This is a genomic window from Microbacterium xerophyticum (assembly GCF_053543555.1).
Genome location: NZ_JBLVOB010000006.1, coordinates 860,066 through 886,166, shown reverse-complemented (window position 1 = coordinate 886,166; position 26,101 = coordinate 860,066). Strand labels below are relative to the sequence as shown.

The 26,101-nt window shown below is 62.0% G+C and carries 25 protein-coding genes and 2 pseudogenes; 16 read left to right on the top strand and 11 right to left on the bottom strand.

The window, feature by feature from the left end; translation table 11 throughout:
• Nucleotides 1-6: 6 nt before the first annotated feature.
• On the bottom strand, nt 7-1,212 hold the full coding sequence (locus tag ACNPNP_RS10965; RefSeq protein WP_448966048.1) for a cytochrome P450: 1,206 nt from the start codon (nt 1,210-1,212) through the stop codon (nt 7-9).
• 82 nt (nt 1,213-1,294) lie between these two features.
• A complete protein-coding gene (locus tag ACNPNP_RS10960; RefSeq protein WP_448966175.1) occupies nt 1,295-1,966 on the bottom strand; it encodes a zinc-binding dehydrogenase in 672 nt (223 codons plus the stop codon).
• An 18-nt stretch (nt 1,967-1,984) separates the two neighbouring features.
• Between ACNPNP_RS10960 and ACNPNP_RS10955 the strand changes: the two genes are divergently transcribed.
• Nucleotides 1,985-2,182, top strand: a complete 198-nt coding sequence (locus tag ACNPNP_RS10955; protein ID WP_448966174.1) for a hypothetical protein — start codon at nt 1,985-1,987, stop codon at nt 2,180-2,182.
• Here the strand turns inward: ACNPNP_RS10955 and ACNPNP_RS10950 are convergent.
• The 3 genes and pseudogenes from ACNPNP_RS10950 to ACNPNP_RS10940 all read right to left on the bottom strand — a co-directional run.
• Nucleotides 2,093-2,470: pseudogene (locus ACNPNP_RS10950) on the bottom strand (alcohol dehydrogenase catalytic domain-containing protein); the annotation flags it as partial. The gene ACNPNP_RS10955 and the pseudogene ACNPNP_RS10950 sit on opposite strands and share 90 nt — an antisense overlap.
• Nucleotides 2,471-2,518: 48 nt before the next feature.
• Complete coding sequence (locus ACNPNP_RS10945; RefSeq protein WP_448966047.1) at nt 2,519-3,154, bottom strand: TetR/AcrR family transcriptional regulator; 636 nt, start codon at nt 3,152-3,154, stop codon at nt 2,519-2,521.
• 78 nt (nt 3,155-3,232) lie between these two features.
• Nucleotides 3,233-3,859, bottom strand: coding sequence for a TetR/AcrR family transcriptional regulator (locus tag ACNPNP_RS10940; RefSeq protein WP_448966046.1), 627 nt, complete (start codon nt 3,857-3,859; stop codon nt 3,233-3,235).
• A 148-nt stretch (nt 3,860-4,007) separates the two neighbouring features.
• Between ACNPNP_RS10940 and ACNPNP_RS10935 the strand changes: the two genes are divergently transcribed.
• The 6 genes from ACNPNP_RS10935 to ACNPNP_RS10910 all read left to right on the top strand — a co-directional run bounded on the left by ACNPNP_RS10935 (nt 4,008) and on the right by ACNPNP_RS10910 (nt 11,214).
• Nucleotides 4,008-5,735: an ABC transporter substrate-binding protein gene (locus tag ACNPNP_RS10935; RefSeq protein WP_448966045.1), complete on the top strand. Its 1,728-nt coding sequence runs from the start codon at nt 4,008-4,010 to the stop codon at nt 5,733-5,735.
• A 97-nt stretch (nt 5,736-5,832) separates the two neighbouring features.
• Complete coding sequence (locus tag ACNPNP_RS10930; RefSeq protein ID WP_448966044.1) at nt 5,833-7,026, top strand: ABC transporter permease; 1,194 nt, start codon at nt 5,833-5,835, stop codon at nt 7,024-7,026.
• A 115-nt stretch (nt 7,027-7,141) separates the two neighbouring features.
• Nucleotides 7,142-8,080 carry an ABC transporter permease gene (locus tag ACNPNP_RS10925; protein WP_448966043.1) on the top strand — a complete coding sequence of 313 codons (939 nt, stop codon included), beginning with the start codon at nt 7,142-7,144 and terminating at the stop codon, nt 8,078-8,080.
• A 1-nt stretch (nt 8,081) separates the two neighbouring features.
• Entirely contained in the window at nt 8,082-9,143 is a 1,062-nt protein-coding gene (locus ACNPNP_RS10920) for an ABC transporter ATP-binding protein (RefSeq protein ID WP_448966042.1), read from the top strand.
• Nucleotides 9,140-10,225, top strand: a complete 1,086-nt coding sequence (locus tag ACNPNP_RS10915; protein ID WP_448966041.1) for an ABC transporter ATP-binding protein — start codon at nt 9,140-9,142, stop codon at nt 10,223-10,225. Before ACNPNP_RS10920 ends, ACNPNP_RS10915 begins: the two co-directional genes overlap by 4 nt.
• Nucleotides 10,225-11,214 (top strand): alpha/beta hydrolase, encoded by a 990-nt coding sequence (locus tag ACNPNP_RS10910; protein WP_448966040.1) that lies wholly within the window; start codon nt 10,225-10,227, stop codon nt 11,212-11,214. Before ACNPNP_RS10915 ends, ACNPNP_RS10910 begins: the two co-directional genes overlap by 1 nt.
• Here ACNPNP_RS10910 and ACNPNP_RS10905 read toward each other — a convergent pair.
• Together ACNPNP_RS10905 and ACNPNP_RS10900 are read right to left on the bottom strand one after the other, a co-directional pair.
• Complete coding sequence (locus tag ACNPNP_RS10905; RefSeq protein ID WP_448966039.1) at nt 11,170-13,152, bottom strand: flavin-containing monooxygenase; 1,983 nt, start codon at nt 13,150-13,152, stop codon at nt 11,170-11,172. The two genes, ACNPNP_RS10910 and ACNPNP_RS10905, sit on opposite strands and share 45 nt — an antisense overlap.
• Before the next feature lie 146 nt (nt 13,153-13,298).
• A complete protein-coding gene (locus ACNPNP_RS10900) occupies nt 13,299-13,928 on the bottom strand; it encodes a TetR/AcrR family transcriptional regulator (RefSeq protein WP_448966038.1) in 630 nt (209 codons plus the stop codon).
• Nucleotides 13,929-14,066: 138 nt separating this feature from the next.
• Here ACNPNP_RS10900 and ACNPNP_RS10895 point away from each other — a divergent pair, with 138 nt between their 5' ends.
• The 8 genes from ACNPNP_RS10895 (at nt 14,067) to ACNPNP_RS10860 (ending at nt 22,244) form a co-directional block, all read left to right on the top strand.
• Complete coding sequence (locus ACNPNP_RS10895; RefSeq protein WP_448966037.1) at nt 14,067-15,119, top strand: phosphotransferase family protein; 1,053 nt, start codon at nt 14,067-14,069, stop codon at nt 15,117-15,119.
• Nucleotides 15,120-15,151: 32 nt separating this feature from the next.
• Entirely contained in the window at nt 15,152-15,910 is a 759-nt protein-coding gene (locus ACNPNP_RS10890) for an SDR family NAD(P)-dependent oxidoreductase (RefSeq protein WP_448966036.1), read from the top strand.
• Nucleotides 15,907-16,668, top strand: coding sequence for an enoyl-CoA hydratase/isomerase family protein (locus tag ACNPNP_RS10885; protein ID WP_448966035.1), 762 nt, complete (start codon nt 15,907-15,909; stop codon nt 16,666-16,668). Before ACNPNP_RS10890 ends, ACNPNP_RS10885 begins: the two co-directional genes overlap by 4 nt.
• Nucleotides 16,669-16,788: 120 nt before the next feature.
• On the top strand, nt 16,789-18,291 hold the full coding sequence (locus tag ACNPNP_RS10880; RefSeq protein WP_448966034.1) for a CoA-acylating methylmalonate-semialdehyde dehydrogenase: 1,503 nt from the start codon (nt 16,789-16,791) through the stop codon (nt 18,289-18,291).
• Nucleotides 18,292-18,296: 5 nt separating this feature from the next.
• The gene (locus tag ACNPNP_RS10875) at nt 18,297-19,445 is read left to right on the top strand and encodes an acyl-CoA dehydrogenase family protein (RefSeq protein WP_448966033.1); all 1,149 of its coding nucleotides are present in this window, start codon (nt 18,297-18,299) and stop codon (nt 19,443-19,445) included.
• 5 nt (nt 19,446-19,450) lie between these two features.
• A complete protein-coding gene (locus ACNPNP_RS10870) occupies nt 19,451-20,494 on the top strand; it encodes an enoyl-CoA hydratase/isomerase family protein (RefSeq protein WP_448966032.1) in 1,044 nt (347 codons plus the stop codon).
• Nucleotides 20,495-20,540: 46 nt separating this feature from the next.
• Nucleotides 20,541-21,455 carry a 3-hydroxyisobutyrate dehydrogenase gene (gene mmsB, locus ACNPNP_RS10865; protein ID WP_448966031.1) on the top strand — a complete coding sequence of 305 codons (915 nt, stop codon included), beginning with the start codon at nt 20,541-20,543 and terminating at the stop codon, nt 21,453-21,455.
• Nucleotides 21,456-21,467: 12 nt separating this feature from the next.
• Complete coding sequence (locus ACNPNP_RS10860; protein ID WP_448966030.1) at nt 21,468-22,244, top strand: enoyl-CoA hydratase-related protein; 777 nt, start codon at nt 21,468-21,470, stop codon at nt 22,242-22,244.
• Between the two features lie 25 nt (nt 22,245-22,269).
• Here ACNPNP_RS10860 and ACNPNP_RS10855 read toward each other — a convergent pair whose 3' ends face one another.
• From ACNPNP_RS10855 to ACNPNP_RS10845, 3 genes are all read right to left on the bottom strand, one after another.
• Nucleotides 22,270-22,803 carry a MarR family winged helix-turn-helix transcriptional regulator gene (locus ACNPNP_RS10855; protein ID WP_448966029.1) on the bottom strand — a complete coding sequence of 178 codons (534 nt, stop codon included), beginning with the start codon at nt 22,801-22,803 and terminating at the stop codon, nt 22,270-22,272.
• A gap of 188 nt (nt 22,804-22,991) precedes the next feature.
• Complete coding sequence (locus ACNPNP_RS10850; protein ID WP_448966028.1) at nt 22,992-23,180, bottom strand: vWA domain-containing protein; 189 nt, start codon at nt 23,178-23,180, stop codon at nt 22,992-22,994.
• A gap of 966 nt (nt 23,181-24,146) precedes the next feature.
• Entirely contained in the window at nt 24,147-24,698 is a 552-nt protein-coding gene (locus ACNPNP_RS10845) for a fibronectin type III-like domain-contianing protein (protein ID WP_448966027.1), read from the bottom strand.
• A gap of 160 nt (nt 24,699-24,858) precedes the next feature.
• Here ACNPNP_RS10845 and ACNPNP_RS10840 point away from each other — a divergent pair, with 160 nt between their 5' ends.
• The gene (locus tag ACNPNP_RS10840; protein ID WP_448966026.1) at nt 24,859-25,332 is read left to right on the top strand and encodes a hypothetical protein; all 474 of its coding nucleotides are present in this window, start codon (nt 24,859-24,861) and stop codon (nt 25,330-25,332) included.
• 519 nt (nt 25,333-25,851) lie between these two features.
• On the opposite strand, the pseudogene ACNPNP_RS10835 reads toward ACNPNP_RS10840, so the two are convergent.
• A pseudogene (locus ACNPNP_RS10835) lies at nt 25,852-26,101 on the bottom strand (hypothetical protein); the annotation flags it as partial.

The following is a 26,101-nucleotide window of genomic DNA, read 5'->3' as shown; positions in this document are numbered from 1 at the left end:
TCTTCCTCACCAGCACACGGGCAGTTCGATGGGGCCGCGGATTTCGTGCTCCTCGCGGAACACTACGGTTCCCGGATCCACGGCGAGATGAAGGGTTGGAATGCGGCGCAGCAGGGTCTGCGTCGCGAGGACGACCTCGATACGCGCCAACTGCTGCCCGGGGCATTGGTGCGGGCCGAAACCGAAAGCGACGTGCGGATTGTCCTCACGCGACAGATCAAGCTGATCGGGGTGCGCGAAGCGTCGTTCATCATGATTCGCGGACGCGAGGCTGACGGCGAGACGTTCACCCTCGCAGATCGTGGTGTCGGCGAGCTCGATATCGCTCACGGCGAGTCGCCCGAGCCCGAAGTGGGCGATCGAGGAATATCGGAGCAGTTCGTTGACGGCGATCATGGCGGCTTCATCGTCGGCCTCCCGTAGCTGATCTGCTGCTCCTTCGTGCCGAAGAAGCTCGAACACCGCGGTGCCTATCATGCTGGCCGAGGTCTCGAAGCCGCCGGCGAAGACGGTGAGGGCTACGCTGCGCATCTCTTCGACGGAGACAACTCCAGCATCGTGAGCGCTTTGCAGGCGCTGCACGATCGGGGCTGCGTTGTCGCGTTTGCTTAGGTGATCGCTTAGGTAGGCGTAGAACTCGGCGGAGGCTGCTGAGTCGATCTGACCGGTCGAGTCCGCATAGAGCATCCGTTTGGCCAGCTGTGTCAGGTGAGGCGCGTGCTCAAGCGGAACACCGAAAAGCATGCAAATGACCGTTCCGGGGATCAGGAACGAGAACGCGGACTGCAAGTCTGCGGAGTTCTCGCCTGCCAGCATGTCGTCGATTGTCCTGTCGATCACCTGCTGGATTTGGGGGCGCATCTCACGCATGCGACGAGTGGTGAGCTCAGGCATGACGATGCGGCGAAGCTCGGTGTGTCGGGGTGCGTCGGTGTGGAGAAAAGAAGTCGTCGTCGCGTGTGGATCTCCTTTGCGATGCGGAACCATGACGGGGAACGCTTCTTTTCGATGATCGACGGAAGCGTGCGGACTGTTCAGGACGGCAAGCACGTCTTCATACCGTGAAACAAGTGAGACGTCACGATCCAGCCATGTCATGTGGACGGGGGTGAGTTCATCTTGCATGCGCGCGCTCTCGTATAGATCCGGGAACGAGAACGGGCAAGCGCGTGTCGGAGGAAAATCCGGTAACGCGGTTCGTGAATCGGTCATTTCGGTCACTCTTTCGCTCGACGCTGAGGTTGGAGCCAGTCTAGCTCTTCAATAGACGGCTGTCAAGTCAATAAGCACGTGACTACTGAACGTTCACCTCGGTGGCAGCGCGGAATTCGGCGGGAGTGAGGAGCTGGTCGGTGGCGAGCGAAGGAAGGATGAGGATTTTCACCGAGGTGGGGGAGCCTTCGCGGGGACGCAGAGCGCGCAGGGCCTCTTCCACCCCGGCCAGTCCGGTGTACGCGGTGACCATGATGCGCGGGTCGAACTGGCCGTCACGGATCAATTCATGGGCGCGGTGTGGCGCCTCGTACCTGCTCTCACCGAACGCGGGTCCGGTGACGAACATCAGGGTGACGTTGGAAGTCGTCGCCCCCATCGGGTAGATGGTTTCCCCGAGTGCCGAGGCTCCGACGACAGCGACGATCGTGTAGGGGGGCGCCTCTCGCATGATCGTGTCGAGGATGCCGCGTGCCCCCGAGGCTTCGATCACGCCCAGCCGGCTGCCGGGGGCGATCATTGCGCGACAAAGCTGGAAGGGGTCCTCTGTCGTTGGGTCGCATACGGTTCGCGCCCCGTACCGCAGGGCGATGTCACGGCGAATCGCGGAGGGATCCGAGACAACGATGTTCTCGACGCCCCGAGCCACCAGTTCGCCCACGGCTCCCAGGCCAACGGGGCCGGCTCCCGTGACCAGCACGACGTCGCCGGGATGGGCGTCAATACGACGGGTGGCCTCGATGCCGGTCGCCATCGGGTCTAGGATCGCGGCGTGGATCGGGTCCACGGCGGGGTCGAGGAGGATATGCCCCCAGGAGCCGACGATGACCTCGTCGGAGAGACCCCCGGGGTGGGTGTTGCTGTACCCGATGGTCGTTCGGGTGCCGTCCACCTCGATGAGAGGCATCGTGAAGATTTGGTCTCCGACCGCGAAGTCGGTTACGTCGGCACCCACCTCAAGAACCTCTGAGGTGAATTCATGCCCGAGTACGAGAGGCCGATCTGGATCGAAGAGGAAGTTGGAAGCGCCGAAACGGGCGAGTGAGTCGAGAAACTCCTGAGGGTGTTCCCAGGCAGAGAGATCTGTGCCGCAGATGCCGGTTGCGAGGGGGCGTACACGCAACTGGTCAGCGCGCAACGGGGGAAGATCGACTTGACTAACTCGGATTCTTCCACGGTCGAGAACCGCGGCTCGGACGGTTCGGCTCGCTGTTGATGCGGCGTCCGGTGTGGTTGTGCGATGGGCGTCGTTGCTCATTTCGACAGCTAAGAGCAGGAACAAGCCTCCTGTCAATAGACGGTACGTCTACTCACCTACGGGATTGTCTATCGAATCGTGGGATTCGTTCTCCAGAACAGCCCTGACCACGGGGGTCAGTAGATTGACGTCGGCGTCTCTGTTCTCGACGGATCCGAGCTCGTTCCAACTCCAGTTGTATGAGACGAGGAGATTCACGATGACTCGCGCACGAAGCTCCGCTTCCGCCTCCGGCCACCGTGACCATCGTGGATCCTGCACTCGGATCCGGTGTGCAAGTTTCGCCACTCGATTCTGCACCGCGTCGGCGCTGGAGGTTACGGCAATGCCAGCGAGTGATTGCAGAGTCTCTCGCTTCGACGCCCATCTCAGCACCTCGCCGGCGATCCACTTGCGAATGCTGGGTTCTGACCAATCGGGCAGGGCTCCGAGATCAACGAAGAAATCTTCTGCGATTGCCCAGAAGGACTCCGATATCGCGGCCACGAGGTCCGATTTATGACGGAAGTGGAGATAGAAGGTGGCACGACTTGCCCCGGCCTGCCGCACGATGTCTTCAACCGAGGTGGTCTCGTACCCCTTTTCGCGGAAAAGCGCGGTCGCAGATTCGATGAGAATCGCTCGCGTGTGGGCCTTCTGGGTCTCGCGCAGGGAAGGCGTGCTCGGCTCCCCGTCTGTGATCATCCACTTAGCTTACGGGACTTGCTCTCCGGGCAAGGCCGCTGCGTAACGGCACTGCACTCACGCTGCGAGCAAGACCGACTAATCCTGAGGGTCGGATCGTGCGCCTACTGTGGCGCGAGCCAGATCGGCGTAGATGTCCGCGATCTCATCGGCGCTCATCTCCCCGCCCGGTCGGAACCAGGTCGCGACAACGGTGCCCATGTTGAGGATCGCGCGGGCGGCTTCGCGTGGATGCGCTGTCGAGAACTCCTGGAGCGCGACGCCCCTGTTGACGACTGCTCGGAACATCATCTCCTGTTCGTCGCGCATTCCCACGATGTACAGCCGCCCTTCGTGTTCCAGGCTGTTCAGTTCCGACAGTCCGATGCGTGCCTCCACTCGTCTTTCGGCGTGGAACTTAACCCATGCGCGAACGAGATGGTCGAGTTGGTCGGCGGGGCTGGTGCCCGCGCTGACAAGGGCTTCGCGTGTCGTCTGCAGTGCGGCATGCATCGTTTGGCGCATGAGCACGAAAAGGATGTCTTGTTTGTTCTCGAAGTAGTGGTACAGGGAGGCTGCGGTCGTCCCCGCTCCCGCCGCGATGTCTCGGATGGATGTTCCGTTGTAGCCGCGGTCGTAGAACGCTTGGAGGGCAGCGTTCTCGATGGAGGCTCTTCCGCGAGTGATACGTCGTGTCTTGTTGGTGCGAGACGTGGGGTTGGCCATGGGGTGACCATATCTCTCTTCGGCCGTAATGTGCGAAGCGTTGCTGAAGTCAACTAAACGAACAAATGATCATAGGGCGCGACCGGATGCAACGTCGAAAGTGTACTGCTGGGCGACAAAAAACCCAGATCAAAGAAATAATCAAGGAATGGCGCGCGCAATCAGTGAACGGGGTAGCGCGACCCGATGTTTCGCCGAACAGGTGGTTGACTTCGAGATGAAACGCGTCTATGTTTCATGCAGGTCGACACAGCCGTCGGCGCACACCGCTCGAGGAAGAGATGATGTGATGAGAATGAACAACGTGCTCCGCTTGGGGGCAGTGGCACTGGTCGCGATAGTTACCGTTGGTCTCGCGTCTTGCAGCAGTTCCGAACCTGAGGATTCGTCGGCGTCGTCGGGCGCAGAGGGGGTTTGCGAGGAAGGCCGAGAAGGTGGCACGTTCACCTATCGCACTAACCCGGAAGGAGCTGGGCTCGACCCGGTGGTCTCCCAAGCGAACGTGGCCGGCCCTGGAGCCATCTATGGCACGCTCATCGGCTGGGACGAAGAGGCTGTGGACTTCGAGCCGTTGCTCGCAGAGTCGCTGGAGTCCAACGAAGATGCCACGGTGTGGACGCTCAAACTCGATCCTGACGTGACCTACTCCGACGGCAATCCACTCGACGCAGAGGCCGTCAAGAGAAATCTCGAACGGTATGTCGATCCTGCGTTTCCTTCCGCGTACACCGGTCGAGTTGCGCAGATCACCACGATGACGGTGGAAGACCCGCAAACCTTGGTGATGGAGTTGCAGCAGCCTTGGGGATCATTCCCTTGGCTGTTCACGCGGCATCCGGGAATGATCATCAACCCCGCGGCGCTGGATGCCGTTTCGCCGGAGGATCTCGCCGTAAGCCCTCCGGACTATGCGGGTGCCGGCGCTTTCACGCTGAGCGAGTACACGGTGGGCACCTCGATGACATTGAGCAAGAAGGACGACTGGTGGGGCGGCCTCGTGTGCCTCGATGAGGTCGTGCTCAGCTTCGGAAACGACCCGGTGAGCGATTACGAAGCCCTCGAAGCGGGGCAAGTCAATGCCATGCAGGCCTATGACCCGGTGGCGCGCCAACGCGCCGACGAGGCGGGCTTCGAATCGTTCGTGCTTCCCGAGGCACTGGGTAGCCCGATGCTTCCCAACAGCGCCCAGGCGCCGTTCAACGACGTACGAATGCGCGAGGCGCTGAGTCTTGCGATGGACCGCGACCTCATCAACGAGAGAGTGGTGGGGGGAATGGCACTCGCTTCCGGCGCGATTGTTCCTCCGGGAGGCGGTTACGAACTCGACGTCCTGGACAGCGGCTTCGACCCTGAGGCGGCGGCGGCTCTCGTCGAGGACGCAGCAGCCGACGGCGTTCCGGTGAGCTTCGAATACTCGGTGAACCGCAACCCCACCAACGAGAACCTCGCGATTTTGCAACAGTCTCTCGGCGCGGCGGTCGGTCTCGATATCAAGAACGACTTCCTTCAGCAAGGGGACTGGATCCAGAAGGTGTTCGGAACCCGCAACTTCGACGTGGCTCAGGGCGGCGTCAGCGTTCATGAGTCGTGCATCTACTGCGCGTTTGATCAGTACACAAGCGACGGCGCGAACAACATGATCTCCTTCAAGTCCGACGCATTTGATGCAGCGCTTGTTCAGCTGCAGGCAGCTGCCCCGGGTGAGGAGACCCTCGATGCCCTCAACGGGCTTCAGGAGGTCTGGAACGAGGACGTGCCGTTCGTCATCGCTATGTGGCTCGAGCAGGTACTGATTAGCGATGGAAGCATTGCAGGTCTCGATTTCGGCACATCTGCACAGCTGGTCTATTTCGACAAGGCCTACTTGGCCCAGTGATTGCATTGGAGCCGATTGACGGCATTGTGTTCCGCGTGCTGGACACGTCAGCCGGTTCCGACAGCACCCTAGATCAAGGCAAGGAGGCCGACGACACATGACAGCAATAGTGGCACTGACGGCTGACGAAGCGCAGAGCGCTCGCGAACAGCGGGCCCGCCGACAGCGGATAGCGAGGGTTCGTGCCGTTGCACTGCGTGTGATGCGCATGGTCGGTGTGCTCTTCGTGGTCAGCGTGGCAGCGTTCTCCCTCGTTGTCCTTCTCCCCGGTGACCCCGTGCGTGTGATTCTGGGCGAGCAGGCGACGCCCGAACAGGTCGCGCACCTGACCGCCCAACTGGGGCTGGATCGCCCGCTCTGGGAACGCTACCTGGACTGGGTCGGCGGCATGCTGCGTGGCGACTTCGGGCAGACGTTGCTGCGACCGGTTCGTCCTGTTGCCGATCTGATCGGGGCGGCGCTGCCGGTCACTCTAGAACTCGCCGTCATCGCCCTGGTCCTGGGTCTTGCGGGTGGTATCGCCCTTGGCGCGCTGGCTGCGTACCGTCGTGACAGCGCCGCGGATCGCATCATCAATGGAGCGTCGTTCGCGCTTATCTCTCTGCCGGCCTTCGTTCTGGCGTTGTTGCTGACCCGACTCTTCGTCTTCGATATTCAACTCGTTCGCACCTTGGCCCTGGCGGTCGGAGCGCTGGGGACGGTGTGGGGTCTTGTGCACTGGCTACGCAGGCGCGCGGACGAACCTCGGCCGTGGTGGTTGTCGATCATCAGTATCGGCTGGCCGATCGTCGTCGGCGCCCTCGCGTTCTTCTTCCTGCCGGCCTTTCCGCGTGAAGGTTGGGTTCCCATCACCGAGGATCTCGGAGGCAATGTGTTTCATGCAACGCTGCCCTCGATCGTTCTCGCCCTCGGTCTGATGCCGCTTTATGCGCAACTTCTCCGCGCGGATCTCATTCAAACTCTGCGCCAAAACTTTGTTACGATCGCTCGCTCCAAAGGCATGCCCCCGCGAGAGATCGTGCTCAAGGAGGCGCTGCGACCTTCGTTGTTCGGCCTGATCACCGTTGCCGGAATCAGTATCGGCAGCCTCGTCGGCGGCACCGTCATCGTCGAGACGATCTTCGGTCTCCCAGGTCTCGGACGGCTCTTGGTCACGAGTATCCAAGCCAAAGACATGGCGGTCGTGCAAGCGGCCGTGCTCGTCGCCGCAGCGTTGTTCCTGCTGATCAATGTTCTCGTCGACATCACCTATTCGTTCCTAGATCCGAGGTTGCGTCGTGTCGGTCGTTGAGAAACCCAAGAGCAGCAAAGGTATGGGCCCGCGGCTCGATACTCAGACCCTTCTGGTCGGTACCCGTCGACGGAAAGGCCGCGCGAAGTCGCCGCTGATCCCGAGCATCGTTGGAGTGCTCCTCATTATCGCCGGTGTGATTCCCACTCCGCTTCCGCAGTTTCTTCGAGCGGGAGCAGTGCTCGCCGGCGTCATCGTTCTGGCCATGCTGGGCGCATCATGGCTGGCACGGCGTCGTGGCAGACATCTTGATGTGGGCGTCGTGCTTTCGGCTGCATGGCTCATCGTCCTCGGAGCCGCTGCAGCTTTCGCCGATGCGCTTCCGCTCTCGGAAGGGCGTGATCCTTCGAAGACCCTTCTGGTCCCGGCTATGCAGCCGCCGGATCTGTTCAGCGCCCACCCATTCGGCACAGACTCTCAAGCGCTGGACGTGCTGGCTCAGTTGCTCTACGGGGCGAGGGTATCGCTGATCGTCGCAGGGGGAGCGGTGCTCATCGCCCTCGTTGTCGGAGGAGCCGTCGGTGTCATCGCAGGGTACTTCCGAGGCAAGATCGAGGCTGTCATCGGGTTCATCACTGACACCATCCTCGCTTTCCCAGCGCTGATTCTCTTGCTGGCACTGGTCACGGTGCTCCAGCCGACCGTTATCAACCTCACGATCGCGTTGGGAATACTCGGAGTGCCTGGAGTCGTCCGCCTCGCGCGGGCATCCACCCTCGCGATCTCCTCCCGTGAGTTCGTTGTCGCCTCTCGCACGCTCGGTGCCGGCACCTCGCGCATCCTTGTTCGCGAGATCGTGCCCAACATCATCCCACCTCTCGTCGCGCTCGGATTCGTCACTGCAGGGTTCTTGTTGGTGGCGGAGGCCTCGCTGAGCTTCTTGGGACTGGGAATCCAACGACCTAACCCGACCTGGGGAAACCTGATCTCTCAAGGACAGGCCAAGCTGCACTCGGACCCGTGGCTCGTTGCCCTTCCTGTGGTGTTTCTCTTCCTCACAGTCATGGCGTCGAACTACATCGGGCAGCAGCTGCAGAAGAAGTGGAGCCTTTGACATGAGCGGAAACCGCAGCGAACCGGAGGCCACCGAGAGGGAGACCGCGTTGGTCGTCGTGAACGACCTCACGACGGAGATCGACACTGCTCGAGGCGTAGTCCGTCCCATCGATGGTGTCAGCCTCTCGATCAAAGCGGGTGAGACCTTCGGCCTCGTCGGTGAGACCGGCAGTGGAAAATCCCTCCTCATTCGCTCCATCATGGGGCTGCTCCCCGCGGGAGGGAAGATTCTGCCAGAGTCGAGTGTTGTTTTCGAGGGGGTGGATCTCACTACGCTCAACGCCCGCAAGCTGCGGAGCTATTGGGGGCGCTCGATCGCGATGATCCCTCAAGATCCGGCCACCTCTTTGAACCCGGTGCGCAAAATCGGTGACCAGATCTCCGACTCGCTTCGCCGCCGTCTGGGCATGTCCCGAAAGGAGGCCTGGACCCAGGCTGCCGATTTGCTCGATCAGGTGGGCATCGCCAGCGCTCGCAGTCGCTTGTCGCTCTACCCGCACGAGATGTCTGGCGGTATGCGTCAGCGTGTGTTGATCGCGATCGCGATCTCCATGAAGCCGAAGCTGCTCGTTGCCGACGAACCGACGACCGCCCTTGATGTCACAATACAGAGGCAGATTCTTGATCTGATCACGGCGCTCAAGGAAGAGAACGGGATGAGCGTCATACTCGTCAGTCACGACCTCTCCCTGGTTTCGGGGCACTCCGACACCGTCGCCGTCATGTACGGCGGCAAGCTCGTCGAAACGATGCCGAGCGCAGACCTCGGCGCGAGGGACCGTCATCCTTATACGGTTGGTCTCCTGGCCAGTCACCCCGACATCACTGCTCCCTCGGGGCTGGATCTTCCGACCATCCCTGGCGAGCCACCGGACATCCTGCGCAGGCCGAGTGGATGTCCGTTCCGGGAGAGATGTGGGAACGCGCAGAGTGTCTGCGCGGAACGTATGCCTGCGCTTGTGCCCGACGGCGACACAAGCGGGCATCTGCTCGCATGCCACAATCCGATGCCCGCCTCTGGCGCGGCGCACCACACCGTGCCGGAAAGGACGAGAGTATGACGACCACGTACACGGAGGCATCGCGCCGCAGTGAAGAAGAGGCTCCTCTTCTTTCTGTCGAGGACCTGGTGGTGGAGTTTCCCACAAAGGGCGGCACCCTCCGAGCGATCTCGGGTGTGAGCTTCGACGTGCAGCGCGGGGAGACGCTGAGCATCGTAGGCGAGAGCGGATCCGGAAAATCGACAACCGCCAACGCCGTCATGCAGCTCGTCGAAGCCCAGCACGGTCGTGTGGTGTTCGATGGGAAGAATCTCGACTCTCTCAACAAGACGGAGCTACGAAGAACGCGTCCGCGGCTTCAGATGATCTTCCAGGACCCAATCGCCTCCCTCAATCCTCGTCGCAGCGTCGAGGATATCGTCGGAGAAGGCCTGGGAATCTGGCCGGATCGAGTCGTTTCATCACGCGACGAAGATGTCGATGCACTTCTGCGCGAGGTCGGCATGCGCCCCGACGTGGTGCGTGGACGCAAGGCGGGAGAGTTCTCTGGCGGACAGTGCCAGCGACTCGCCATCGCGAGAGTCCTCGCGATTCACCCCGAGCTCGTTGTCTGCGACGAGCCCGTGTCGGCGCTGGATGTCTCTGTTCAGGCTCAGATCCTCAACCTTCTGCGACGGATGAAGGATCAGCACGGACTGACGCTCCTGTTCATCTCTCACGACCTCAGCGTCGTCCGCAACATCAGCGATCGGGTTCTCGTGCTCTATCTCGGTAGAGTGTGCGAGATAGCGAGTACTGATCTGCTCTTTGAGTCTCCGGCTCATCCCTACACGCAGTTGCTTCTGGACTCGGTTCCGCGGATGCATGAGGGCGCGCAGTCCGAGGAGCTCGCGACTCAGCCGATCCGGGATCTCCCGTCCCCCCTGGATCCACCGTCAGGATGCCGCTTTCGTACGCGTTGCCCGCTTGCGAAGGAGAGATGCGCCACGGAGGTTCCTGAACTGCGAGACGTGGAAGGGCGTCAGGTGGCCTGTCACTTCGCGGAGGAGTCGCTGGCGATGCGTGGCAGCGCTGCGCGTGTCGACAGCTCGGTCTCGTCGAGCACCCCCTCGTCCGATGTCGTCGTGACGGAGCAGGTGTGATGCCGCACGAACAGGCACGTCGACCTGCAATCGATGAGAAGGCGCTGGCGGCCTACACCTCCGTGCTTGAACCGTTTCCACAAGAAGTCAAGGACGCCATGCGCTTGACCGAGGGCACGGTCGAACGCTTCCGATCTGTGTCTTCTGGTGGCCGCGAGATGCTGGAGTCCCTTCTGCCGAGTTTGGGAATCAGTGCGGAGGAGATCGTCATCCCTGGCGTCGATCCCGGCACGGAGATCGAACTCACCGTCCTGTTGCCGGCTGGCGACGCGCCCTTCAGCGCTGCCATGCTCTGGGTGCATGGCGGAGGGATGGTCGCCGGCAACCGGTACGGCATTGACGGGCAGGTGGTCGAATGGGTGAGTCGACATCGTCTGGTCGTGATCTCGGTCGAGTACCGCCTCGCTCCGGAGCATCCTTATCCTGCAGCAGTCGATGACGTCTTGATGGCGTTCGAGTGGCTCGTCGAAAACGCGGCTCAGTACGGTGTCGACCCGTCGAAGCTCCTCCTCGGTGGCACGAGTGCGGGCGGCGGTATTGCAGCGGCAGTGAGTTTGCGCACTCGCGACCAGGGGCGTCGGACTCCTCACGCACAGTTCCTCTTCGCCCCGATGCTCGACGATCGCAATGATTCGAACTCAAGTCGCGCACTCCCTGACGCGCCCATCTGGCCGAGAGAGAGCAACAGCGTTGCGTGGAAGGCGTACCTGGGAGACATCCGGAGGGACGACGCGCCAGCTTACGCTGCCCCGGCGCGCGCGGCGGATTTCTCAAACCTGCCTCCGACCTATATCGAAGTGGGAAGCGCCGAGGTCTTTCGCGATGAATGCATCGACCTGGCCCGATCGATCTGGGAGTACGGCGGTGATGCGGAACTCCATGTGTGGTCAGGGGGCTTCCACATCTTCAACTCCGTCAGCCCGGGTGCCACTCTGTCTCAGGCATCATTCCGCCCGCGAGAGGACTGGTTGCTCCGCGTCATCACTTGACAGAGATATCGAGCGCGGTCGCAGTTCCAGTTGAGCGAGGTCGGGGCGGCGCATACGGCCCCAATAGTCCTGGAGCAATAGGGGACATACCAGTGTTATCTCTCCTCCCGCGCTGCGGTAATACGTGTGAGCATCACGGTCATGAGCCCAGATGGTCTCAGCGAGCCGTTCGTCGACTTCTTCGATCCACGCTTTCATGGCGTCGCTGGTCGGTTCCATGGCAATCACATCGAGGCGGTTCATTTCCCTAAGGCACTCGATGAAGTAGTGGACATTGGCTTCCACGATGAAGTTGTGCGGCGCGCCATGGGCTGGGTTGCCGTTCGGACCAGAGGTGATGAAGAGATTCGGGAACCCCTCGACCTGGGCGCCGAGGTAGGCCACGGGACGCCTGCTCCACTCCTCTGCGAGGACCCGCCCGTCGCGTCCGACGATATTGAGGTTCGTGAGATAGTCCAGTGCGAAGCCGGTCGCGTAGATGATCGCGTCGACTTCATGGTGCTCACCGTCGACGTCAACGAATCCGGTTTCGTCGACTTCGATGAGGCCGCTGACGACATGAGACGTCCCCCGTGCAAGTGTTTCGTAATAGGCGCCGGGATCGGTGACCGGACGTTTGCCCATGAAGGGAAAGTTCGGCGTCATCTTCGCGACGAGATCGGGGCGCCCCTCGAACGACCTATGGATGTGACCGAGCGCGACTTCCATCGCGATGTGGTTGGACGCATTCACCGAGAGGGGGTGGGTACTGGCCCACTCCGGGTCATACTTGATGATGTCGAAGCCAGAGTCGCCGCCCATCAGGATGACCTGCAGGCGAGCCCACTCCTTGTATGTGGGGACGTGGGAGAGCAGCCATCTCTCCGGGTCGGGGACAGTCGACTCGCCTCGTGGCGGCAGCACCCAGTGAGGCGTCCGCTGAACGAGGGTGAGTTCGGTTACGTCGTCTTTCAGCGCGTCGACGATCTGCACGCTTGTGCAGCCGGCTCCGATGACCGCGACTCGCTTGCCAACGTATGAGTACGAGGTGTCAAAATCGGCCGAGTGCACCCGGTGTCCTCTGAACAGGTCGATTCCGGGCACATCGGGCAACGTCGGGCGGCTGAGGTAGCCAGCAGCGGTCACGACAACGCGCGCAGATGTGGTGCGTGTGCGGCCGTCTTGTATGTAGCTGACATCCCAGCGAGCATCGTGCTCGTTCCAGATAAGGTCCGTGACTTCGGCGCCGAAAGTGAACCTGTCGTACACGCGCTGTTCGCGTGCGATGCGGTCGAGATATTCGCGGTACTCACCACCTTGGGGGTGGGTGTTCGTCCACTCGGCGTTGATCGCGAAAGAAAGCGAGTAGAACTTGCTCGGCGTGTCTACGCCGACGCCCGGGTAGCGATTGCGTTGCCACACGCCGCCGATGGCCGACTGCTTCTCAAGAACCTGAAAGGAGAACCCCGTCGCAGCGAGGCCTACCGCCATCGCTACGCCTGCCATGCCTGCTCCGAGCACGAGCACATCGAGATTGCTGGGCCGTGTCTTCTCAGCGTCCTCGACGTTCGGAATGAACGATGTGAACCCGCCCTGCTCGCGTGCGTAGGCTACCGATGTCGGGGGCAGCGGATGGGGCGAGAGCGCTGAAGCGAGAGTACGAAAGGTTTCGTCATCGAGCGTGTGCGGGGCGCGCTCGATGTATTGAGAACGGTTCTGGATGACCTCGGACGCCCACGCGTTCAGCCTGTCGCGTGCGTCGGGATCCATTTCAGTGATGCGCTCGAACCCATGGGTCGATGTGCGGATATGGGCGGTGAACTCCTGCACGCGACTGGTGTCACCGGTGACAGAGACAATAGCCGCGAGCAACAATGCTGGGCTCGCCTGTGCAACAGCGTCGTCTATGGTGAACTCGCGCGGTCGTGGCGCGTCGGTCATGGTGCTTGGCGACGTCATCGTCGGCCCCTTTCCGCCTTCGGATGGAACACTCCGAGCGTTTACGGGGATACTCGATGGATCCGAGCCTTTACGCTCTGTATCGCAACAATCGCATACGAACGATCGCTCGTCAACAGTGGTTCTTGTCTTCTTCGCGGTCGGACTCAGGGGGATTCGGCATCTGAAGCACCGACGGTAGCGAGCGCGAGCACCCCGTAGCGATGAGCGAGCTCGTCGACCGGAACTGCTCCGTCTGTGCGGTACCAGGTGGCGACAGACGTACCCATGGTGATGATGCCGCGCGCCGCCTCTACCGGAAAGCGGGTCGAAAACGAACCATCGCCTATGCCGCGCGTGATGACGTCGCGAAACATCGACTCGACTTCGTCTCGAAGGGCCACGATCAACTGTCGAGCTTCGGGGTTCAGATTATCGAGGTCTGCGAGGCCGACACGGGCCTCGACTCGACGAAGCGCGTGGAACTGCACCCATGAGAGAACGAGGGCGCGGAGCTGACCCGACGGCGTCGGCTCCGCGTCCAGCAGGGCGGCGCGTGTATTGTGCAGCGCTGCCTGCATGATGCGCGTCATGACTGCGCGCAGGAGTTCCTGCTTGCTGCTGAAGTGGTTGTAGAGCGATGCCACCTGCAACTCTGCGGCAGAAGCGATCTCACGCATCGAGGTGCCGTTGTATCCGCGTTCATAGAAGCACGTCAGTGCGGCGTTCATGACGACCTCGCGCGTGACACTCTTGCGCCGTCGTCGTTGGGGCGCCTTCTCACCGTTGGATGTCATCGATCATCCTCCCTGGTGCTCAGTCTATGCTTGCCGGGTTTTAGAAGGGATGAGAGGCCGGAGTCTGCCCCTTATCTGAAGCGGGTGCTAGAGTCACGTTAGCGAACGATTGTTCGTCGGAGTTTTTTGGGAGATGGCATGTCTGAATCTCAACTTGCTGCGCCCGGGTCCCTCACGGTCGAGGAGACGCGACGGTTGCGGGAGCTGCTGGCAGGGCCGCTTGAACTGAGCGGTGAAATCGATGTCGAGTTGATCGCCGGCGGGCGATCGAATCCGACCTACCGTATTACCAATGGCGAGCGCGGGTGGGTTCTGCGCAGGCCCCCGAGAGGGCTTGTGCTCGAGTCCGCGCACGATATGTCGCGCGAGTATCGAGTCATGTCAGCCCTCGCAGAGAGCGGCGTCCCCGTGCCTCGTACTGTCTTGGCGTGCGATGATCCTGAGGTCATTGGCGCACCCTTTTATCTCATGGAGTGGCTGGACGGACGCACGATACGCACACGTGAAGATGCTTCAGCGCTGAGGCCCCCAGAGCGTCGGGGTCTTGCCGACGCGATGGTGCGAACCCTGGTCGATCTTCATTCGGTGGATCCCGCCGCGGTAGGCCTCGAGACGTTCGGCCGTGCAGAGGGCTATCTCGACCGTCAACTGCGCAGGTGGCGGCGACAGTGGGACGCGGCGCACACGCATCCAAGGAGTGAGATCGATCATCTCTTCGCGACGCTCGGGAACACGGTCCCGGAGACCATCAGAACAGGAATCGTGCATGGGGATTACAAGGTTGACAACCTCATGATCTCGAAGGCTGATTCTTCTTCAGTGTTGGCGCTGCTGGACTGGGAGATGTCCACGCTCGGTGACACGCTCGCAGATGTCGGTCTCATGCTGAGCTTTTGGGACGAGATCGATCAGCCGTTCAATCCGCTGACCCGTGGGGTGACGGCGCTTGAAGGTTTTCCCACGAGGCAAGAACTGCTAGAGAGCTACGCCAACGGTGCGGGGCTGGACGACGTCGGTGCGATCGACTGGTATGTGACGCTCGCTGACCTGAAGATCGCCGTGATTTTCGAACAGATCCATGTGCGACACCTCGCGGGACAGACCGTTGGCGAAGGTTTCGAAGGAATGGGCGACATGGTCGATCCTCTGCTCGAGCGTGCTGTCGAAAGACTGGCGCGCGTCCGGAGTTGACTGAGCAGAGGCACAAGGAGAGGAAGAAGCGTATGAGGATCGATGGTGCATCAGCGCTCGTAACCGGTGCGGCGGCAGGTTTGGGGGCGGCAACGGCCGCTCGGCTTGCTGCCGCAGGCGCGACGGTTATCGGAATCGATCTTCCGCAAGGGATCGAATCCGCTGCCCCCGTAGACGGCGTTCAGTACCACGCGGCCGACGTCACTAGCGCAGATGACGTGCAGCGAGCTGTCGCAGCGGCTCGTGATATTGAACGACCACTGCGTGTGGTGGTCAACTGCGCGGGCATAGCTCCCGCCGCGAGAATTCTGTCGTCGCGGGGTGTCCACGATCTCGAAGTGTTCCGTCGCACGCTTGAGATCAACCTGCTCGGTACGTTCAATGTGCTGCGGTTGGGTGCGGAACTCATGGCCAGCCAAGCCGGTGACGAAGATGGTCAACGCGGGCTCGTCATCAACACGGCCTCAGTAGCGGCCTACGAGGGGCAGATCGGACAAGCCGCGTACGCCGCCTCCAAAGGAGGGGTCGTAGCTTTGACTATCGCCGCCGCGAGGGATCTCGCACGGTCAGGCATCCGCGTCAATACGATCGCCCCAGGCATCGTCGCCACTCCCATGCTGACCTCTCTGGGTGAGGAGGTGGGCAGTTCGCTTGCACGAGCCGTTCCGTTCCCATCGCGACTCGCACGCCCTGAAGAGTACGCCGAACTCGTATCGATGATCGTCGCTCACGACTACCTCAACGGCGAGACTATTCGGATGGATGCTGCGCTGCGTATGGGGCCGCAGTGAGGGTGTTGCGGTCGGAACGCATCGAGGCGATCGAGCGGCTGACGCTCGCGCGTCCGGAGGATGGCAACGCGCTGGATCTGCCGTTGGCGCGAGAGCTGCGTGACTTCGCTGCCAGAGTGAGCGCCGACGACACCTGCGCTGCGGTGCTGATCGATGCTGACGGCGAACTGTTCTGCGGTGGGGGCGACTTGGCGGCGATGGCGGCGGCAGATTCTCCCGCTGACTACGTGCGCGAACTCGCCGGCACTGTGCACGAAGCGCTACTGACTATCGCCGGATCTGACAAGGTCATCGTCGCCGCGGTGCAGGGGACGGCTGCGGGTGGTGGCCTAGGTTTGGTCCTCAACTGCGACTACGCAGTGGCGGCGGAGGGGGCCAGCTTCGTCAGCGCATATTCGAGGGTGGGCTTGAGCCCTGACTGCGGTGTGTCGTATCTCCTTCCCCGATTGGTCGGGCCTAAGCGTGCGGCAGAACTCGTGTTCGCGGGTCGGGTGTTGGACGCGGCCACCGCGAGCCAGTGGGGGATCGTGAACGTCGTCGAGCCGCGCGAAGACGTCAGCGAAGTGGCTCTTCGCGCAGCCAGCCGCGCGGCTGCGATGCCGTCTGCGGCGCGCGCAGCCTCAAAGCGGCTGCTTACAGCGTCGTGGCTTCCAGGGTATGCCGAGCATCTGGGTCGCGAGCGCGACTCCATCGCCGAACTGGCGGCGACCGCCGAGGCGGTGTCGCTCAGAACGGCGTTTCTCGACCGAGGCCGCTGAATCGAGCGCTCACTGAGTGGTCTGTGAACCCCGTCTGATCAAATACTTTGTCTTCCTGCTATATAGTAGGTATCACTAAATATGCGATGCAACGAACGCACCGCGAAAGGACTCGTCACAATGGCTCGTGAACTGACACACTTCATCGGCGGCGTCCATGTCGCCGGCACGTCCGGACGTTATGGTGATGTTTTTGACCCGAGCACCGGAGAAGTGCAGGCTCGGGTGCCCCTGGCAAGTGAAGCCGAGGTCGCTCAGGCGATTGCCAACGCGGAAGAGGCCCAGGTAGCCTGGGGTGCCACGAACCCGCAGAAGCGTGCTCGCGTTCTGCTGAAATTCCTCGATCTGATCGCCAAAGACGCGCCGGAGTTAGCGAAGACGCTCTCCCGTGAGCACGGCAAGACCTACGAAGACTCCCTGGGTGACATTCAACGCGGCGTCGAGGTGATCGAGTTCGCCGCAGGCGCGCCGCATCTGCTCAAGGGCGAGTACTCAAGCGGCGCCGGCACTGGCATCGACGTCTATTCGATGCGTCAGCCACTCGGCGTCGTCGCCGGGATCACCCCGTTCAACTTTCCGGCGATGATTCCGCTCTGGAAGATGGGGCCGGCGCTCGTTGCAGGCAACGCTTTCATCCTCAAACCCAGTGAGCGCGATCCCTCGGTTCCGCTGAGGATCGCGGAATTGTTCCTGGAAGCGGGACTTCCCGCTGGCGTGCTGAACGTGGTCAACGGTGACAAGGGTGCTGTCGATGCCATCCTGCACGACGACCGAATCAAGGCCGTCGGCTTCGTGGGCTCCACCCCGATCGCACAGTACATTTACGCCACGGCAGCGCAGAACGGTAAGCGGGCTCAGTGCTTCGGCGGCGCGAAGAACCACATGATCGTGATGCCGGATGCCGACATGGATCAAGTCGCCGACGCGCTCATCGGTGCAGGATACGGCTCGGCAGGTGAGCGATGTATGGCGATCTCGGTTGCTGTCCCGGTCGGCAAGGCGACCGGTGACGCTCTCGCTGCGAAGCTCGCCGAGCGTGTTCGCGCACTCAAGGTCGGTCCCGCTCTCGCGGAAGGTGTGGACTATGGGCCGCTCGTTTCGGCTGATGCCCTGACCAGAGTCGAGGGGTACATCCAGAAGGGTATCGATGAGGGGGCAACGCTTCTCGCTGACGGCCGCGGCTTCACGGTCGAGGGCTACGAGAACGGCTTCTACCTCGGTCCGACGCTCTTCGACGACGTCACCACCGATATGACCGTGTACAAGGAGGAGGTCTTCGGGCCGGTGTTGTTCATCGCACGTGCCGATGACTACGAGCAGGCGCTCGCCATGGCCACAGACCACGAGTATGGCAATGGCGTGTCGATCTTCACGCGCGACGGCGATGCTGCTCGTGACTTCGCGGCGCGCGTCGAGGTAGGCATGGTAGGCGTGAACGTCCCGATTCCGGTTCCGATCGCTTACCACACCTTCGGCGGGTGGAAGAAGTCAGGCTTCGGTGATCTCAACCAGCATGGACCCGACTCGTTCCGCTTCTACACCAAGACCAAGACGGTCACCAGCCGGTGGTTGTCGCACGACCTCAAGGAAGGCGCGAGCTTCGTCATACCGACGATGCACTGACGAGCATGAACTCATCACTGACTGACGACGATCGCGCCGCGCTGGTCGATGCGGTTCGCAGCTTTGCCACTGCCCGGCTCGCTCCTTATGCAGGAGATCGGGACAGCGAGAAGCACTTCCCGACCGACACGTTGCAGGAAGCGGGAGAGCTGGGGCTCGGCGGGATCTATGTCCGCGAGGACGTCGGCGGATCCGGGCTCTCCCGTCTCGATGCTGTCGCGATCTTCGAGGAGCTCGCTAAGGGCGACACGACGATCGCTGCATACATCTCGATCCACAACATGATCGCCTGGATGATCGACGAGTTCGGTGATCAGGATCAACGCGAACGTTGGCTCCCCGGTCTGGTCGCGATGACCGATCTCGGTAGCTACTGTCTCACCGAACCCGGCGCGGGGTCGGATGCGGCGGCGATCACCACCAGCGCAGTCCGCGTCGGTGATGAGTACGTCCTGAACGGAGTGAAACAGTTCATCTCCGGTGCGGGATCCTCGGCCGTTTATCTTGTCATGGCGCGCACGGGGGAGTCCGGGGCGCGTGGTATCAGCGCGATCGTCGTTCCGGCTGGCACCCCCGGGCTCAGTTTCGGACCGAACGAGAAGAAGATGGGGTGGAACGCGCAGCCGACGCGTCAGGTGATCTTCGAGGACGTTCGGGTGCCGATCACAAACAGACTGAGCGGCGAAGGCGATGGTTTCGGTATCGCCATGGAGGGGCTCAACGGTGGCAGGGCGAACATGGGTGCGTGTTCGCTCGGCGGCGCGCAGTGGGCGCTCGACAAGGCGACCGATTACGTCGTCGAACGCGAGGCGTTCGGAGCCCCGCTCGCAGCCAATCAGTCGATCCTGTTCACGCTTGCTGACATGGAGACCGAGATCCAGGCTGCTCGGGCGCTTTTGCAGCGCGCGGCGTCGAAGATGGACGAAAAGGCTGACGATGTCGCTTCCGCATGTGCGCTTGCGAAGCGCTTCGCCACTGATGCCGGCTTCCGGGTAGCCAATGAGGCTCTCCAGCTGCACGGCGGATACGGGTACCTTCACGAGTACGGCATCGAGCGTGTCGTGCGCGATCTTCGTGTGCATCAGATCCTCGAGGGAACGAACGAGATCATGAGACTGATCGTCGGTCGCGAGCTGTTGTCGAGTCGACGATGACGGACATGATCCAGAGCGAAGTCCTCGCCGAGGTGCGCGGTCGGCTGGGGCTGATTACTCTCAACCGTCCGCAGGCGATCAATGCGCTGAATCGTACGATGGTGCAGGCGATGAGCGCAGCGCTGACGGCATGGTCGGAGGACCCGACTGTGCAAACCGTCGCCATCACAGGGGCGGGGGAGCGGGGGCTGTGCGCCGGCGGTGACGTCGTGAGCCTCTATCGTGATGCTGTCAGCGGAGACGGTTCGGCATCGGCCGCGTTCTGGTTCGATGAGTACCACCTCAACGCGCAGATTGCGCGGTACCCGAAGCCAGTCGTCGCTATTCAGGACGGCATCGTTCTGGGCGGTGGGATCGGCATCTCAGCCCACGCATCGCATCGCATCGTCACGGAGCGCGCCAAGCTGGGCCTTCCCGAGGTCGGAATCGGGTTCGTCCCCGATGTCGGTGCCACCTGGCTGCTCTCGCACGCCCCCGGCGAACTCGGCACTTTTCTCGCACTCACGGGAGGTTCGGTCGGTGCCGCGGATGCTATAGCGGCGGGGCTGAGCGATACGCTCATACCGTTGGAGAGCATTCCACGTCTTCTCCGGGCGCTGGAGACCATGGAAGCGGGCGAGGCCATCATGCTCCTCGCCGCCGAGGTGGGGGACTCGCCGCTGCTCGACGACCGCACCTGGATCGATGAAGCATTCAGCGGAGCAGATATTGCGGAGATCATTGCTCGGCTGCGTACGGTCGGCCAAGCGAGTGCGGACCAAACCGCGGATGCGATGATGTCCAAATCTCCAACGGCGCTTGCGCTGACGCTCGAATCACTTCGCCGCGCCGCGACGATGGACAGTCTTGAACAGGCACTCGACCAGGAGTACCGAGTCTCCCGGCGCGCCCTCGTAGCGCCAGATTTCGCCGAAGGAGTGCGCGCTCAGGTCGTGGACAAGGATCGGTCGCCCCGATGGCAACCGCTCGGGCTCGACGCTGCAGCGATTGACACGTACTTCCGGCCGCTGGATGATCATGAGCTCGGTCTGGCAGCACAAGCACACTGAAGACGAGGGATCGCCCAGAGGTGGCAGTCCTATGAAGGAGAGCACAATGTTTGCAATCGCATTCCTCGGCCTTGGCCACATGGGCGGCCCGATGGCCGCCAACCTGGTCAGGGCTGGGCATCACGTTATCGGTTTCGACCCGGCCCCCGAAGCGCTGAACGCCGCCGCTGAGAATGGTGTCGAGATTGCGACGGACGCGAACGCGGCCGTCAAAGACGTCGACATCGTCATCACTATGCTGCCCACGGGCAGCCACGTCATCGCAGCCTACGCAGGAGACGGGAGCGCTCCCGGATTACTGGCATCCGCGTCAGAGGACACGTTGTTCTTGGACTGCTCGACCATTGCCGTTGATGAGGCGAGGCGCGCTCATGACCTGGCCGTTGCCGCGGGACACCGTGCGGCCGACGCGCCGGTTTCTGGAGGCGTGGTCGGCGCGGAGAACGGCACGCTGGCTTTCATGGTGGGTGCGAGCGACGACGACTTCGCACGTGCGCAGCCGATCCTTGAGGTCATGGGCGGGCGTGTGGTGCACTGCGGCGGATCCGGTCTCGGTCAAGCAGCCAAGGTCTGCAACAACATGATCCTCGGGATTTCACAGATCGCCGTGGCCGAGGCCTTCGTTCTCGGTGAGCGGCTCGGTCTCAGCCATCAAGCACTGTTCGATGTGGCATCCAACGCTTCGGGGCAGTGCTGGGCTCTGACGACCAACTGCCCGGTGCCCGGCCCGGTGCCAACGAGTCCAGCAAACCGTCAGTACCGTCCGGGATTCGCCGGCGCGCTCATGTCGAAGGATTTGGGGCTCGCGGAATCGGCGATCAACCTCACGGGCGTTGATGCCCAGCTGGGACGTCACGCGCGGGAGATATACAAGGCGTTCGCCGAGGGGGACGGCGCCGGTCAGGATTTTTCGGGGATTATCAACACCATCCGTGCGCAGAGCGCGGAGATCGACGTCTGAGCGGAGAGTAACGTGACTGAGTACGAATCCATTCTCATCGAGACCAACGGACGCGTCGGTTGGATCACTCTGAACCGACCCGATGCGTTGAACGCATTGAACTCAACTCTTATTCGGGAGATCGTCGCCGCGAGTATCGCGTTCGATGATGATCCCGAGATCGGCGCGATCATCATCACTGGCTCTGCAAAGGCCTTCGCGGCGGGTGCGGACATCAAGGAGATGGCCGACAAGGGCTACGCCGACATGTACCTCAACGATCCATTCGCGAGCTGGAGCCACTTCGGGCGTCTACGCACCCCGGTGATCGCCGCGGTTGCGGGTTATGCCCTCGGCGGGGGATGCGAGTTGGCGATGATGGCCGACATCATCCTTGCTGCCGACACCGCGAAGTTCGGTCAACCGGAGATCAACCTAGGTGTAATTCCGGGGATCGGTGGCACACAGCGCTTGCCGCGCGCGATCGGAAAGTACAAAGCGGCCGAGCTGGTCCTCACCGGCCGCACCATGGGTGCCGAAGAGGCGGAGCGTGCTGGGCTCGTGTCGCGCGTGGTACCGGCAGCTGACCTGTTGGCGGAAGCAGGCAGGGTCGGCGAGGTCATCGCATCGAAGTCGTTGCCGGTCGTCTACGCCGCGAAGGACGCACTGCAAGCTGCGCAGGAGACGTCACTCGCCGAAGGGCTTCGGATGGAGAAGCAGACGTTCGTCGCCACGTTCGCGCTGGAGGATCAGACCGAGGGTATGGCGGCCTTCCGAGACAAGCGGGAGGCGAGTTTCTCCGACCGTTGAGCGCCGACGTCGGAGCCATGCGCTGTCAAAGTGGCTCCGGCATCGGTGCGGGGTCGCGAAAGTCTCCGGCATTCTTGCGGAATCGAGCAAGAATACGTACGAGCACGACGGTCTCGTCCGGTGCGATCCCAAGGCTATTGAAAACCTCGTTGAGGGCGACAGTTGCCTCCTCAACGAGATTGCTCCCGTTCATCGTCAGGGTCACCAGGGCCGCACGTCCATCTTCGGGATGCGGATCGCGTTGTACGAGTCCGTCCTTGACCAGCCGGTTCACGGTGTTGGTGACGCTCGTAGGATGAACCTGGAGCCGGGCGATGGCACTGGCCATCGGCATCCGTCCCTCTCGCGTAAACGCGAGCAGGCGCAGCAACTCGAACCGCGCGAACGAGAGTCCGAATGGCTTCAGCGTTCGTTCGACGCGTGCGAGCAGTAATTGCTGTGTTCGGATGACCGAAGTCACCGCCGACATGCCCGTCGCCGCGTCAGACCATCCATGAGCGATCCATTGGCGCTTAGCCTCGGCGATCGGGTCGACGGGAAGCGGTCCGCGGTTTGTCACGATCGATCTCCTTACCAACAATCAACCTTATAGGGTAGGCCTCACGGTCTTTATCCCAGAGACGTCGGCGGGGATGGGATTGTGAGAAGAACGGTTCGTGAGGGTCCGGCCTGATCCGAGAGGAGACGGCCGTGGCTGACAAGACCGAGTTATTGGATGACGCGATGATCGGTCCTCTGACGAAGAGATCATCGATCAGTAAAGACCTCGCGGAGCGGTTGCTCGCGCAGGCGAAGGAGCCAGGGCGCGTTGGACGCGAAGTTGTGCAGCGAAACCCGCACCGGATACTCGCTGAGCCTCTGCGCCAGTTCAGCCACACCATCGCGCATCTGCTGCAACCGTGTGTCATCCCCCGAGTTGGAGATGTCCAGGCTCATCGCCAGGTCCAGTTTGCACTGCGCGGGCATGGGTGGCTTCGGCGCAGGATTGGCCTGCGACTCAACCGCGTTGGGGAGCCCAGCACCTCCGAACGTCATCAACGAGGACACCGGAGCGACCGCGAGAGACTTCTTCGCTATGCGGTGGCCGCTGCGCTGAGTCTCGTCGGGTGCGACTCCTTCTGGGCCTGTGGAGCGTCGAGGCTCCACCGTTCTTGTGCTGCGCGTGATTCCTCTCGCTTGTTCGCGAGTTTCCCGAAGCCTCGCGTCGTCGATCTATACGAGGGGCACACGCTCATCACAGGCAAGACAGCGCGGAGCGAGACAGACGCCTTGTCATGAAGCACTGACGATGCGCCACACAACCCCGCTCGAAGGGCAGGAGTGTCACGCAGCCTCCCTCGTACTCGAACTAAGTGCGTGCGAGTCGGTACGCATGCACACAGAGCAAGAATTGACATCTGAGGGTTGTCAGTAGGAGAGGAATGACCACCGCAGAGGTCGAACAAAGACCGGCTACATTTCGGCACAGAATCCCGGGTGCCTCATCAAGGTGCACTCATCCACTGATACGGCGCAGCGGCCGCTGACGACGTCGGGCGAGCGGCAGGAGGCCACATGTCGCGTTCAGTCGTGAGGGATGAGGTAGCCATCCTCAGCAGCAGCTCTCGTGAGTTCCAGGCGCGACGCCACGGGACGACTGCCGTCGTGCGTAAGATGCCCATCTCAGCCGCGACTTGCTCGACCGCTCGCGCTGATCGGATGCGCTGAAACAGGATCAACCTGCCGGCCGGAGTCAGCCGGGCATTAGCGTGGGAAACGAGAAGCCTCCGTGTGTTTGAGGTGGAAAACTAGACAGTTCCCACTCGACACCGGAGGCTTCTCCTATGTCAACAACGATCCGGGTTAGTACAGCTAAGTGGCTAGCTCACCCCGCGTAGGCGCTCGCCCGATCGATGAGGTCATCTACGACCTGCTGAGCGAAGATTCCGCATGTGAAGCTGAGAAGCTGTCGCATCGGCAGATCTTGCAGCACCCGAAGCTGTTCCTCGTCCTCGAGCAGGCCGCTCTGCCCCTCCACTTGCCGAGTAGCCGCGCCTGCACTTCGCCGCCGATTGCGGGATGGCTCAGCCAGTCTCCTACCGTGGATCCCAACTCGATGACAGGCACGAGTTCCTCGCCCTCCAGCTTGAGCGTGCGCTCTATGAGGACATCGCGGGCATTGGCCCCGACCTGGACGCGATACTCGCCGGACGGAACGACCCAGCGTTTGTATCGGACGCCCCAATAGGCGAACGCACGCCTGTCGAGGGCGAAGCTCACTGTGCGCGCCTCGCCCGGGGCGAGATCGACTTTCGCGAACTCTCGCAACTCGCGCCCGGGACGCCGAACCGTACTTGCGGTGGTTTCAACGTAGATTTGCACGACGTACTTACCCGCAATCGCCGAGGCGTTGCGCACAGTCACCGTTGCGGTCGCGGTGTCCGGACCCGTTGGCTCCACGTCGAGGTCGGTCACCTCGAACTGCGAGTAGCTTAGGCCGTGTCCGAATGGATAGCGTACGTCGACTTCGGCGCAGTTATAGTAGCGGTACCCGATCCTCGGCATCCTCGGAGCCTTTGCTGCCACTGGCCTAGCGATCGCGTTCTCCGGCCTTGGCCTCCTGGGGGCTCAGATCATGTTCTGGCACGTGTTGGCCGTGGCACTGTTGGTCCTTCTACTCCGGCTTGGCATTCCAGAGACGTCCGCGTGGAGCGCCGCGCGGGCTCAGCGCAGAGCGGGCGACAAGACGCTCGCCTCGCGCAATTCGGCGATCCGGGATCTCTTCAAACGCCCGTACGTCGCGCCGTTCCTCGCGTTGCTGGTGTACTACGCGTTGGGATTCCTCGTCGCCAACACTGCTGGCCAGTTCGGCTTCTACATGGTGGTCAACTATACGGGCACCACAATCGCGGAGGCCAGCGCGATCGGCCTCGTCACCTACCCGGTTCTTCTCGCGAGTTATGCCATTTTCGTGCGGGTGGTAGATGGCAAGAACCGTTTTATGTACTTCACCATTTGTTCCGTGCTCTTCGTCGTTGGCGTTGCAATCCCGTTCATCTTCGGGTTCACCTTCCTCACTTTGTCATCACCGGCCTGGCGACCGGAGTAGCCGGCGCATTCGCACTCGAGACAATGATGAAGGTGTGGGCGCAGAAGCAGTTCCCGACACTTCTTCGAGCGACAGTGCAGGGTGCGGTCATCTTCGCGGGTCGGGTAGCTTCGGCGCTTTTTGCAACAGTCACGCCGACTCTGATTGCCATGTTGGGCCCCTCAACAATGTATGGTGTGCTTGCCGCGGTGTCGGCAGTCGGATTCGCTACAGCTTGGTTCGTGTTCCGATCAAGAGACCAGAACGACGTCCTTGAGGACGAGTCCGCGGCCGTGTCGGCAAGCGTAGAGACGGTGTCACCGCGCCCTTGAGTCGATCCACGATTCGACGATTCTGCGGGGTGCGAGCTGCTGCGCCCCGCAGAACTGCTCTGGGCGGGATCTGAAAGAATTGAGTGTTGGGTAGCGTCTCGGAAGTGCGCGCCGCAGACTCCGGACAGCGTGTTCAGTCTTCTCTCCCAGCTTCCCGTGCGCCAGCTCCTCCGTCGCGCCCGCGAGCACCGTGAGTTGTGCGAGCTTGTCAGATCAGGAGGGCAGTCGTTGATTCGCTGGGAAGTGGGCGTTCAGAATGGGAGCGGTTGTGCTCGCCGATACCGAGGGAGTCGATGCCGACGTCGTCCGCGAGCCGGGCTTCGGCGATGACGTCTCGGATGACCTGGGCGTGTGGGGTGGGTTCGCCGCTCGGGTCGAGGGGCACGTCCGCGTACGTGTTCGCACCGAAGGAGATGGTGGTGGGGTCAGACGGGAGCATCTGGGGCTTGGTCCTTATC